General features: G+C 58.2%; 12 protein-coding genes and 1 tRNA gene. 8 read left to right on the top strand and 5 right to left on the bottom strand.

Annotated features, from left to right (window positions below; genetic code table 11):
- Positions 1-88: 88 nt before the first annotated feature.
- The 3 genes from B9G99_RS06400 to B9G99_RS06390 all read right to left on the bottom strand — a co-directional run bounded on the left by B9G99_RS06400 (position 89) and on the right by B9G99_RS06390 (position 2719).
- Positions 89-655, bottom strand: a complete 567-nt coding sequence (locus B9G99_RS06400; protein WP_086621308.1) for an HD domain-containing protein — start codon at positions 653-655, stop codon at positions 89-91.
- A 47-nt stretch (positions 656-702) separates the two neighbouring features.
- Positions 703-2313, bottom strand: coding sequence for an ABC-F family ATP-binding cassette domain-containing protein (locus tag B9G99_RS06395; protein WP_086621307.1), 1611 nt, complete (start codon positions 2311-2313; stop codon positions 703-705).
- A gap of 133 nt (positions 2314-2446) precedes the next feature.
- On the bottom strand, positions 2447-2719 hold the full coding sequence (locus tag B9G99_RS06390) for an AlpA family phage regulatory protein (protein ID WP_086621306.1): 273 nt from the start codon (positions 2717-2719) through the stop codon (positions 2447-2449).
- A 262-nt stretch (positions 2720-2981) separates the two neighbouring features.
- On the opposite strand from B9G99_RS06390, the gene B9G99_RS06385 reads away from it, so the two are divergent.
- The 4 genes from B9G99_RS06385 to fos all read left to right on the top strand — a co-directional run bounded on the left by B9G99_RS06385 (position 2982) and on the right by fos (position 6133).
- Positions 2982-3515, top strand: coding sequence for a Pycsar system effector family protein (locus tag B9G99_RS06385; RefSeq protein WP_086621304.1), 534 nt, complete (start codon positions 2982-2984; stop codon positions 3513-3515).
- A 9-nt stretch (positions 3516-3524) separates the two neighbouring features.
- Positions 3525-4814 carry an adenylate/guanylate cyclase domain-containing protein gene (locus tag B9G99_RS06380; protein ID WP_227875963.1) on the top strand — a complete coding sequence of 430 codons (1290 nt, stop codon included), beginning with the start codon at positions 3525-3527 and terminating at the stop codon, positions 4812-4814.
- A 401-nt stretch (positions 4815-5215) separates the two neighbouring features.
- The gene (locus B9G99_RS06365) at positions 5216-5575 is read left to right on the top strand and encodes an avidin-fold protein (protein ID WP_086621298.1); all 360 of its coding nucleotides are present in this window, start codon (positions 5216-5218) and stop codon (positions 5573-5575) included.
- Positions 5576-5701: 126 nt separating this feature from the next.
- Positions 5702-6133, top strand: a complete 432-nt coding sequence (gene fos, locus B9G99_RS06360) for a fosfomycin resistance glutathione transferase (RefSeq protein ID WP_086621296.1) — start codon at positions 5702-5704, stop codon at positions 6131-6133.
- An 82-nt stretch (positions 6134-6215) separates the two neighbouring features.
- On the opposite strand, the gene B9G99_RS06355 is transcribed toward fos, so the two are convergent.
- A tRNA-Arg gene (locus B9G99_RS06355) sits at positions 6216-6292 on the bottom strand.
- A gap of 241 nt (positions 6293-6533) precedes the next feature.
- On the opposite strand from B9G99_RS06355, the gene thiM reads away from it, so the two are divergent.
- From thiM to B9G99_RS06340, 3 genes are read left to right on the top strand one after another with little or no spacing between them, the layout of a single operon-like run.
- A complete protein-coding gene (thiM, locus tag B9G99_RS06350; protein ID WP_174678759.1) occupies positions 6534-7388 on the top strand; it encodes a hydroxyethylthiazole kinase in 855 nt (284 codons plus the stop codon).
- A 4-nt stretch (positions 7389-7392) separates the two neighbouring features.
- Positions 7393-8940 carry a 1-hydroxycarotenoid 3,4-desaturase CrtD gene (gene crtD, locus B9G99_RS06345; protein WP_227875962.1) on the top strand — a complete coding sequence of 516 codons (1548 nt, stop codon included), beginning with the start codon at positions 7393-7395 and terminating at the stop codon, positions 8938-8940.
- Positions 8940-9602, top strand: a complete 663-nt coding sequence (locus B9G99_RS06340) for a carotenoid biosynthesis protein (RefSeq protein WP_086621294.1) — start codon at positions 8940-8942, stop codon at positions 9600-9602. The genes crtD and B9G99_RS06340 overlap by 1 nt, the downstream gene beginning before the upstream one ends.
- On the opposite strand, the gene B9G99_RS06335 is transcribed toward B9G99_RS06340, so the two are convergent.
- Entirely contained in the window at positions 9599-10648 is a 1050-nt protein-coding gene (locus B9G99_RS06335) for a LacI family DNA-binding transcriptional regulator (protein WP_086621293.1), read from the bottom strand. The genes B9G99_RS06340 and B9G99_RS06335 overlap by 4 nt on opposite strands.
- A gap of 219 nt (positions 10649-10867) precedes the next feature.
- Between B9G99_RS06335 and B9G99_RS06330 the strand changes: the two genes are divergently transcribed.
- A complete protein-coding gene (locus B9G99_RS06330; RefSeq protein ID WP_086621291.1) occupies positions 10868-11863 on the top strand; it encodes a tripartite tricarboxylate transporter substrate binding protein in 996 nt (331 codons plus the stop codon).
- Positions 11864-11883: the final 20 nt, after the last annotated feature.

The raw sequence follows: 11883 nt of genomic DNA, 5'->3' as shown, positions 1-11883 counted from the left end.
CCGGCGGCATACGCAAAACCCCGATCAGCCAACGCTGTCGGGGTTTTGTCATCTGAAGCTCAGGCAGTGCTGAAAAGCTGGAAAGCCACTACTGGCCACCATCGATCCGCCGCTGGGTTTCGCCATCAACAAGCGTGCGCAGCATGGTCAGCACCGGCTCGGCATCGGTCTGCTCGAGCCCGTAGGTCAGATTGAACGCGTAATCGAAGTCGGGCGGGTTATCGCCCTGGCTGTGCTGCAAAATGGTCTCGAGCTTGTCGAGCCCCTTCACCAGTCGCGCCTCTCGCGTGATGCCCTGCTCGTAGTCCTCCCACAGGGAGAGAAATTCCAGCCTTAACGCCTCATCCAGCGGCGCCATGACGGTCAGCAGATCCGTACGCTCCTGCGCGTTCTTGTCGCCATTCTGGGCAACCGCCGGCTGGTCCCCATGAATCGCCTCACCCAGATCATGCAACACGCAGAGCTTCAACACGCGCGTCATGTCCAAGGGCGCCAACTCGCGCTCGAACGTCATCGCCATCAGACATAGCCGCCACGTATGCGACGCCGTGTCCTCCTGTCGTCCGGTGGTGGTGTACGCCGTGCGCAGCACGCTCTTGAGCCGCTCGGCTTCCTTTAAAAACGCCAGCCCGTTGCCGAGTCGTTCGATGTCCATGCGAGTTCCCGTGTCATGTGAGATAGAAGGCGCTGACGATTCGCCCTTCACCAGGGCCTCCATTGCCAGCCCTGTTCGGTTGCCCTCAAACGATGCGTCAGTTCGAGTCTGGCAAGGAAGGCCTCATCATGAGAGACCACCATCAGTGCGCCCTGATAGTGGCGCAGCATGACTTCCAGCGCCTCCAGCGATTCTATATCCAGATGATTGCCGGGCTCATCCAGCAATAGAAGCTGCGGCGGCGGATCGCCATAGAGCACGCAGGCCAGCGCAGCCTTCACCCGCTCGCCTCCACTGAGCAGACCGCTGGGCAGCGCCATTTTTGACGCCTCAAGACCAAGCTGCGCCAATCGCATGCGGATGTCGCCTTCTGCCATGCTGCTGACCGCCTGCATATGCGCCAGCACCGAACGCTCCGGGGCAAGGCTGCTCAGGCGCTGATCCAGCCATGCGCAGGCCGTTGTAACCTCACAATGACCGCTCACGGGCTGGAGAAAACCTGCCAGCACCCTGAGCAGCGTAGATTTGCCGCAGCCGTTGGGCCCGGTCACACCGATGCGCTGACGGCCGTTGATCGACAGCGTCATGTAACGGGCCGCCCCGGACACAAAAGGAAGCACAAGCTGATCCAGCACGGCCACCGCCCGGTGTCGTACCTGACTGACCGGCAGAGCGTGCAGATGGATGGCCGTCTGCGTTTCCACCCTCTGCGCCGCTTCCCGCTCACGCTGGGCCAGCTGCTCGAGGGCCTCCCTGTGCTGCTGACGTAATCGGCCGGTCGAACCTTCGCTGCGCGCTTTCTGGCGATCCAGCAACACCTTTGCCTGATTGGCACTTTTGCCTTCCCGATTGCCCCGCCTCTGACGCCGTTCCTGACGCTCACGCTGCTGCTGCAGAGCGCGTTCCTCGCGCTTGCGTTCCAGCCGGCGCTGTTCAAGCTGCTGGTGCGCCGCGTCACGTTCCTGTGCCCGACTCTGAACATAAAAGCTGTAGTTACCGCCGTAACGACGCAGGCCCTGTGACGTCAGCGCCACGATGGCCTCCATGCGCTCCAGAAGCTGTCGATCATGGCTGACCACGATCAGCCCGCCGGACCACTGCTGCAGCCTCTCGATCAGGGCCTGTCGACTTGGCTGATCAAGGTGGTTGGTGGGCTCGTCCAAAATCAGGAAATCAGCGTGGGCAAGCCCTGCGCCGATCAACGCCACGCGCATGGCTTCACCCCCGCTGAGATGACTCGCGGGCGTGGCCGCCTCCAGCTCATTCAGGCCATCACGCTCCAGCGCCTGCTGCAATTGCTGGCGGATATCCCAGCGCTCCCCCACGGCATCAAAGTCGCTGACTGCCGTACTGCCGGCCTCGATACGCTCAAGGGCATGCAACGCTGCCCCCACACCCGCCAGATCCGCCACCGTGGCATCAACAGGCACGGACACCTGCTGGGCCAGGTAATACACGAGGCCCGAACGCAGGCAGGTGCCGCTCGACGGTGCGACATCGCCGGCCAGAATGCGCGCCAGCACGGTCTTGCCGATGCCGTTACGGCCCACCAGACCCGTAGGTCGGGCATCAAAGTGTTCATTGAGGTCGCAAAAGAGGGGTCTGCCATCCGGCAGAAGACAAGAGACGCCTTCCAGCGTCAGACAGGGATTCGTCATGGACAACTCCATTGATACCAGAGACTCCCCCAGCGAATGGGGTGGGCGGAGACTGGCCGTCAGGACGACGGCGGTATCAATGACGCATTGGACGAATACCCATGAAGTAGAAGTGAAAAGCTATATTAACGACTCATGATGAAAAATCAAAAGCTAGCGCTTTGCCGGTAAAGTCGATGCTCTGCGCGCCGATCCAGCCGTCAATTTCTTCTTCCAGCCAGGCAACTCTGCTATCGCCAATCGGCACGGACACCGGGAACGTAACGTCACCGACGTCCTTGTAGATCGATGAACGGCTATTGCCGGTCTTGAGTTCCACCTCACGGCGACGCAGCAGGCGGTTGCCCAACTGGATGCGCTCGACGTGCCGGCAGGCGCTGGTGGTGGATGATGTTGATGCCGTCATGGGCGTTTCCTGTCGTGGTTGGTTCAGGCGGCGTAGGTGCCGCCGGGGACAGGATCAGCTTGCTAAGGGATGGTGGGGACTTCGTGCGGCTGGCGTTGTAAAGCGAGGGTTTACAACGGCTATAATACAAACATACCTTGATTAGATATATTTTATAAATAACGACTTTCAAGAGTAATTTAGCTTTTATACCTCGAAAGTTTAAGATAGCCAGAAGCCAAAAAATTGGGCTTATTGCAGCTCAAAACACAGGAGCAAAATAATGAAAGATGGTAAAGAGCTAAATATAGAAACTCTTTGGGAAACATTGAAGAGATATGATGGCTATATAAATGGCACTAACTTTAAATCTGCTTTGCTTGCCACCTTAAACGCCGCTCTGTTCGCAGGAATCATAATAAAATATATTTCAGGGGATTTCTTGACAGCAAAGTCCTGTTTTCTCGATTTCATCGTATCGATATTATCACTTAGCTTAACTATCAGTTACTGGTATGTAATTAAAACTATATGGCCCAACTTGGGCCTAAGCGGCAACGAGGCCAAGAAAAAAAGCACCGAAAACCAATGCTCGCTTATTTTCTTTGGTTCCGTATCAAAAATGTCTCTTGAGCTTTTCAAGGAAAAATATCAAGAACTAAATGAAGAAAGTTTAGAAGAAGACTTGATTAGTCAAGTGCACGATGTAGCCACGGTTGCATCAAATAAATTCAGGCTTCTCAACATGGCTGGCTCATGGACGTTTGCCAGCGTTCTTATAACGTTGATCTTCATTATTTCTGCAAATTACTTCTAAGGAAAAAACGTGGCAAATCTTGAAAAAATATACGGCCAGTTCGATTTTGAAAGCAATAGCCTAGAGAAAAGTAGAGGCTTAAAATCCGTTACCATGGATGAAAGTATTGGAGCCTCGTTGCCCGACAGGCAATATCGTATTAACGAAGAAATAAGAAGAATATTTAATCATGGAGCGCGTGAAGATCTTGAGATTGGCGGCCATCCCGACTTTGATCATCTCGCTGAATCGAGATCTCACGAATATGGATATGTTGTTAGCCTGTTCATGGATGTAGCGGGCTCTACTAAACTGGGTATAACTTATCCGCCGGACATCGTTTTCAACATAAAAAACAACATCATACGATGTGCAATAGAAACTATACAAGCTTTCGGCGGGCATGTACATAGAATAATGGGTGATGCCGTATTAGCTTTTTTCAGAAACGAAAACACTGAAATTGCCGACTCTTGTATAAACTCATTAAATTGCGGCACATACTTAATAAAATTTGTGGAAGAACTGGTAATCCCTGAACTCCAAAGAAAGGGCGTTAATGAGGATGTTGGTATAAGAGTTGGAATGGACTACGGCCCCAGTGAACAGGTTTTGTGGGGGATGTACGGCTATAGAAACGTCTCGGAAATAACCGCAACTTCTTATTATGTTGATATAGCTGCAAAACTACAGCACTCGGCACCAAAAAATAAAATTATGATTGGCCAAAGCTTTAAAGAGCATTTAGATTTACACGACGACCTTATATATATAAAAACTGAAGGCTCAGACAAAATTCCTGACAAATATGTGACTCCAAATTACAAACGTCCAGACGACAGCAAGATGAACTATAAGAAATTCGTCCTAAATTCTGACAAATACTATGAGCTACTTCCCAGCCCTTCAGAAGAGGAAGGTAATTTAAAAATTCAAGCTACTCCCAAGAAAGAGAATACAGCAGTTGAAGCTCAACATTTTTATTCTTGTGCGAGGGCATTCAAAAAAGACCCTAATGGATTGAGCAGATTAGGAGCCGAATTTAAAGCAACCTTTAGATTGCCTGCTATGTCGGGGCCCTACCGTGTCAAATTTAGAGTAGAAAATCACGGCGAGGATGCTGCTTTAGATGACCCTGATAACTTTGGAAACCATGAAGTTTTTGAAGATGCAAAAATAAGAAATGATGGAACCTATTTTTGCAGTCATTGGGAGCATACCAGCTATGTTGGATTACATTACATGATTGTATCTGTATGGGACAAAGAAGAAAAAAACAAAATAATTGGCGAGAAAAAATTTGGCGTTTATGTGACTTGATTTAAGAATAAAGAATCTGCCCATGCCTGCATCGTGGCCGGCCTTTGCTCCGGCGCCATATGCTCGGCATGGGTATAGACGCCCTGAATGCACGGCAGCTTGTGCGAGAGTTGCATCTCGATCCATTCTCCCGGGTAGCCCATCTCCTTGAGCGCTGTCGCAATGGTATGGCGTGTGCCATGAGACACATGCCAACCATCAAATCCCATCCGCTTTAACGCCATGCTTCATGTCATATCCGATATGCACTGGTGCGCGCCCCGGCAAAAAAGCACCCTCATCGCTATACCATTTTTTATACCATCCAGCCTTTAATGCATCGCCAGTAGAATCATCCGTCCCGGTCTTAGCCAGATTGACCTGTAGCCAGTACGTTTCGAACAGCCTGGAGTAAAACACTTTTGGAAGGCACTTCTTCATGGATCAGCGAGCGTTTAAATGATCGATGCTTTATAGCTTCTGAAAACGCTCACGGTCGTTCTGATGCAGATACCGTGTTTCATTATCAGATGGCGGGAGACAGCATTACGGGAACGTATCAAGGCGGCCAGATTCACACGGGTCATCTTGTCGGTCGCGTTACGGGGCAGAATACAATCAAGCTGCTGTATCACTGCCTGACGACAGAGGATGAAATGCTTGCGGGCTGGTCTCAAGGTGAGGTGGATGTTGATCCAGCGGGACGTACCACGCTGACGTTTGAGTGGGGCTGGCTGTCAGGTGCTTCAGGAGGTGGGCAATCCAGCTACATTGAGCGGTGACCGGGTAACCCGGGCTAGCCGGTTCTGGCACTTGTGGCATCTCTTCCTTGACGCCATCGTGCATTACTCTGATGTGTTTCAAACCAGCGACCGAGCCGGAAAAGCCACTATCGTCAGGAGCTGAATATGTTGATAGGCCTGAATCATTTAACGCTTTCTGTTACCGGACTGGAGAGAAGCATCCAGTTTTATCAGAACATACTGGGGCTGACATTGAATGCTCGCTGGGACACAGGGGCTTATCTCTCACTTGCTGATTTATGGCTTTGCCTCACTCTGGATGAGCACCGAACCAGCACACCGCACCCCGAATATACGCATTATGCCTTTACCGCCACGAAAGAAGGTTTTACAGCCATCACCGAGCATCTTAGAGCTCACGGCGTTGAAGAGTGGCGGCAAAACCAGAGCGAGGGAGATTCGTTCTACTTTCTCGACCCGGAGGGTCATAAGCTCGAAGTTCATGTGGGTGATCTGAACAGCAGACTGAATGCCTGCAAACAAAATCCCTATTCAGGAATGGAGATACTGATCTGGCCGCAAGGCAGCGCAGGATGAGCCTCAAGCCACAGACGCACAAAACTCCTGAGCGGACTCAGTAGCGGCATCAAAACGGGAAAGGTCTTGCAGGGAGAGGAAGTGGCGCGCTTGTTGGGATTCGAACCCAAGACCCCCGCCTTCGGAGGGCGGTACTCTATCCAGCTGAGCTACAAGCGCGCAGGTGCCTTCGCGGGGAAGACAGCGCGCTATCCTAACGCCCGCGCCTGCGGCTGTCCACTCTCGCACCGGCCGCCCTCGGCCACGCTTTATTCCTCAGGCCAGCGCCGGAACGGCGATGCTTGAAGGAGGGCTTAAAGGCAGTGGTCTTTCCTCTGGCCGCTCCGCTTGAAGATGGGTAACGTCTATCCTGAGGCGTCAGACACCTTTTTTCTGATTATCAGGGGAATCCACGATGGGCATGAGCGAGCAACCGGGCGGCGAGCCCACCATCGAGATGGTCGTTCAGGCGCACCAGTCGCTGAAGGCGCAAAAACCGCTGGTGCAGTGCCTGACCAACAATGTGACGGTCAATCTGGTCGCCAATGCGCTGCTGGCCGCGGGCGCCACGCCGGCGATGGTTGATAATCCTGAAGAGGCCGGGCGCTTTGCCGCTCAGGCCGATGCGGTGCTGATCAATCTGGGCACGCCGCAGGGTGATCAGGTCAAGGCAATGCACAAGGCCGCCAGCGGCGCGCATCAGGCGGGAACCCCCTGGGTGCTCGACCCCATTGGCGCGGGCAGCATGAAGTGGCGCCACGGTCTGGCGCTCGAGCTTCTGGAACACCGGCCCACGGTGGTGCGCGGCAACGCCTCGGAAATCATGGGGCTGGCCGGCCACGATGGCGCCGGCCGCGGCGTGGACAGCGCCATGAGTCCGCAAAGCGCCATCAACGCCGCGCGCGAGCTGATGGGCCAGGCCTGCACGGTCTCGGCCTCGGGGCCGGTGGATGTTCTGATCGGCCCACTGCTCAACCGCCATCGCAATGGCCAGGCGGTGGTCGAAGTCGGCGGTGGCAGCGAATGGCAACCACGCGTTTCCGGCACCGGCTGCGCGCTGGGCGCGATCGTGGCGGCCTACTGCACCGTGGTGCGTGACCCGCTGTGCGCCGCGGTGGCCGCGCATGTTCACGTGGCCGTGGCCGCCGAGCTTGCCGAGCAGCACGCCCAGGGGCCAGGCAGTTTTGCCATGGCCTGGCTGGATGCGCTCGATCAGGTCGATGACGCACTGCTGCGCCAGCGTGGGCTGGTCGCCGTGCGCTGGCTGGATGCCTGAGCCGGTGTCAGCGCAAGTATCGCCCTTGCGGATCGGCATTATCGGCGCCGGCATTGCGGGGCTGGCCGCCGCCATCCGTCTACGCCTTGAAGGCGCCCATGTCGAGGTGTTCGAGGCCGGTGACACGGCCGGTGGCAAGCTCGGCGAACTGGTGCTGGGGGAGTATCGCTTCGGCATCGGCCCCTCGCTTTTGACCATGCCCCACTATATCGACGAGCTGTTCGAACTGGCCGGTGAGGTGCCCTCGGAGCACTTTCGCTATCGGCGGCTGGAGACCGTGTGCCGCTATGCCTGGGAAGACGGCACCCGACTCGATGCCCACGCCGACCCGCAGGCATTTGCCGAGGAAGTCGAACGGGTGCTGGGCGTGCCGGCGCAGCGCGTGCTCGCAACGCTTTCCCACGGTCGGGAGAAGTACGACCTGACCGGGCGGACCTTTCTGGAAAAGTCACTGCACACTCCGAAAACCTGGCTTACCCCGGAAGTCGGCCATGCCCTGACCCGTCTACACCGGCTCGATCTCACCCGCACCCTGCACGAGGTGCACGAGCGTGATCTGAAAGAGCCCCATCTGGTGCAGCTCTTTGACCGCTTTGCGACCTATAACGGCTCCAACCCGTATCGCGCCCCGGGACTGCTCTCGATGATCGCCCATTTCGAACATGGTACCGAGGCGGGTGCCTTCGTGCCCGAAGGCGGCATGCCGGCGATCGCGCGCGCGCTTCATGGTCTGGCCGAGCGGCTGGGCGTGATCTTTCACTTCAAAGCGCCGGTGGCCGAGATCCTCACTCGCAAGGAAGGCCGCCGGCCGCGTGCGGTGGGCCTGCGCCTGGCGGATGATCAAACCGTGATGTTTGATCGCGTGGTCAGCAACATGGATGTGTTTTTTACCCATCAGCGGCTGCTGCCCGGGGCTCCGGCGCCCAAACGGGTGCTGGCGCGGGAGAAATCCACCTCGGCGCTGATCTTTTACTGGGGTGTGGATGACTCTTTTCCGGAACTGGATGTGCATAACATCTTTTTCAGCGAGGATTACCCGGAAGAGTTCAAGGCGCTGGAGGCCGGCACGCTCTGTGATGATCCGACCGTCTATGTCAGCATCTCCTCACGCTACGACAAATGCGCCGCCCCGGCAGGCGGCGAGAACTGGTTCGTGATGATCAACGCGCCGTTTGCCACGCCGGAGCAGGACTGGCCGACGCTGATCGAGCGCATCCGCGAGCGGGTGATCCGGAAACTCGAGCGGATGCTTGACCGTCCGCTGCGAAAGGCGATCGTCGAGGAGTGCGTGTTCGACCCGACCACGATCGAGGCGCGCACCCTGTCACACCTGGGCGCGCTCTATGGCACCAGCTCCAACGATCGCATGGCGGCGTTCATGCGCCACCCGAACGACAGCCGCCATGTCGACGGGCTCTATTTCTGCGGCGGCAGCGTGCATCCCGGCGGCGGCCTGCCGCTGTGCCTGCTGTCGGCCAAAATCATGACCGAGGTCATGGCCCGGCAAGCGCCCCTGTCACGGCGCGCCCCTGACCCGAAGGACACTGCCTGATGACCCCGTCTGCTTCCACTCTCGGACGCCGCCTGCGACCGACCCCGGTAATCGTCCTGCTGACCCTGATCTATCTGGCAGGCGTCATCGGCATCGCGCTGCCGGTGCATGATCACTTCATTCGCCTGACCCCGCTGACACTGCTGGCCTCGCTGGGGCTGGCCATGGCCTTTCACCCGGGGCCGCGCAAACCGCTCTGGGGCTACGTGGGGCTGTGCTACGTGGTGGGGTTTGTGGCCGAGGCGATCGGCACCTCCACCGGGCTGCTGTTCGGCGACTACACCTATGGCCATGTGCTGGGGCCGACGCTCTGGCATACGCCGCTGATCATCGGGGTGAACTGGGCACTGCTGCTGTACTGTCTCAACGTGGTGGTCCAGCGCGTGCTGCCCGGGCTCTCGCGCCCGCTGAAAGGCGGGGTCGGGGCGGCCCTGATGGTCGCACTCGATATCCTGATCGAGCCGGTGGCCATTCGTCACGAGATGTGGACCTGGGGTGAAACCATTGTGCCCCTGAGCAACTACATCGGCTGGTTTCTCGTGTCGCTGCCGGTCTCGATTCTGTTTCACTATCTGTTCGAGCGCGTGCGTAACCCGGTCGCCATCGCCGTGGCGCTGCTGATGGCCGGCTTTTTTGCCGCGCTGACCCTGCTGGGCGTTTAAGCCTGATCTGACGCCCGAGCTTTCTTTCGCACAGGCCCGGTGGTCTCGCGAATCGACAGCTCGGGCGCCATCATCTCCCTTCGCGGTGCACCCTTTTCCCCACGAATGCGGCCAAGCAGCAGCTCGCTGGCGCGCGCGCCCATGAGATCAGTCCTGACCCGAACGCTGGTCAGGGGCGGTGTGGTATAGGCCGCGGCGCTCATGTCATCAAAGCCGGTAATGGAGACATCCACGCCCGGACGCAGCCCCAGCCCATGACAGGCGGACAGCGCGCCGAAGGCGATGACATCCGAAAAGCAGACCACCGCGGTCGGGGGGTTGGGCTGCGCCATGAGCGTCTCAAACCCCTGATGACCAAAGGCCAGAGTCGTGGGGCCGTGGTGCATGTGCGCCTCATCCGGCGGATGACCGGCCTGCCCAAGCGCAGCCCTGAAGGCCCGTTCCCGCGCCTGCGCCGTTGAGGTGCTGCTGCCGCCGCCCAGCCAGCCAATGCGCTGATGCCCCAGTGCACGCAGATGCTCGATCACCAGCGCCATGCCGCGGGCATCATCATTGATCACCCGATCCACTTCGGCACCCGGCACATCCCGCGACAGCAGCACCAGCGGCAGATGACGCAGATGCGCGGCCTCTGCGCCGTGGAGGTCTTCCTGGGTCGTGCCGGCCGCAGGAATCAGAATCAATCCCGAGGCCCCATGCTCGGCCATGCGACGCATGAAATCGGCCTGAACGCTCAGCGACTCCTGCGCATGGCAAAACAGCATCATGCGTTCCTCGGCGCGAAAACGCTGCTCCATGGCGGCGATGAACTCGGTGAAAAACGGATTGCCCAGATCGTTGAGACACAGCGCCACCGTGCCGCTGTCGCCGCGGCGCAGTCCTGCCGCATGGCGGTTGTAGATGTAGCCCACTTCCGCTGCCGCCGCTCGAACGCGCTGGCGCATTGCCGTCGAGATGCGCTCGTCATCACGCAGCGCCAGAGACACCGTCGAGACCGTGACCCCAACGCGCTCGGCAATGTGTTTGAGGGTAGGGCGTCGTGTCATGCCCGGTCTCCTTTGACCATCGAAAGGTTCATGGGCAAGCGAAGGACACCTGTCCGACCCGCCCCGGTACGTCGCAGTTTGCCTGCCTCTTCGACCTTGTCATGAAAGACCATGGTCGCATTGGTTCAATCGATTGAATTGCGTTTAATCCTATCAGATTTCGACACGACGGCTTGATTGGCCGCCTTTTTCTTCCTGTTCAACCACAGGAGCATCACCATGGCTCACGTACTCTCCAGAACCGTTCTGATGACTGCCGCCACCCTGGGGGCGCTGGTGACGGCCAGCGTGGCACAGGCCGAAGACACTGCCTGCGACTGGACCCCCGATCGCGCCGTGACGGTCATCGTGCCCTGGGGCACCGGCGGCGGCACCGATGCCAATGCCCGCCGGCTGGCCAGCCTGCTGGAGCAGGAAATGGGCGTGCCCTTCAACGTGGTCAACCGCACCGGCGGTAATGGGGTGGTCGGCCATACGGCGCTGGCCCGGGCGCGGCCGGATGGTTACACCATCGGTGCGGCCACCATTGAGCTTGCCACCATGCACCACCTGGGACTGACGCCCCTGACCTGGCAGGACGCCACGCCGATCGCGCTGGTGGATCAAAACCCCGCCAGCGTCGTGGTGAAGGCAGACGCCCGGTGGGACTCGCTGGAGGCACTGCTGAAAGAGGCAAAAGAACACCCCGGCGAGCTGACCGCGTCCGGCACCGCTCAGGGCGGTATCTGGCATCTGGCGCTGGCCGGCATGCTTCAGGCCGAGGGCCTGCCGCCCGACGCCATTCGCTGGGTCCCAAGCCAGGGGGCGGCGCCGGCGCTGCAGGAGCTGATGGCCGGCGGCGTCAATGTCGCCACTCCGTCGCTGTCGGAAGCACAACACCTGGTCGAACAGGGTGAGTTGAAGGCGCTGGCTTATATGAGTGACACCCCCAACTCGAACCTGCCCGACGTGCCGCTGACCGCAGACCTGCTCGACAGCGGCTGGACGCAGAGTGCCTTCATGACCATCAGCGGCCCCGGCAAACTGCCCGAGGAGATGACCTGCGCCTACGCCAACGCCATCGAGAAGATCACCCAGAGCGATGAGTGGGCCCAGTTCAAGGCCAGCCGCGGCAGTGAGGTGGTGTTTGAGGGTCCCGAGCAGACCGCCGAGCTGTTCAGTGAGACCGATCAGCAGCTGGGTGAGGTCATCAATGCCATCGGTCTGGCCCGATAGGCAGGAAGACAGGGATGACT

The organism is Kushneria konosiri (assembly GCF_002155145.1).
In the GTDB taxonomy this organism is placed as follows: domain Bacteria; phylum Pseudomonadota; class Gammaproteobacteria; order Pseudomonadales; family Halomonadaceae; genus Kushneria; species Kushneria konosiri.
Note: the sequence above shows the minus strand (reverse complement) of the source record. Positions and strands in the feature narration are given on the sequence as shown.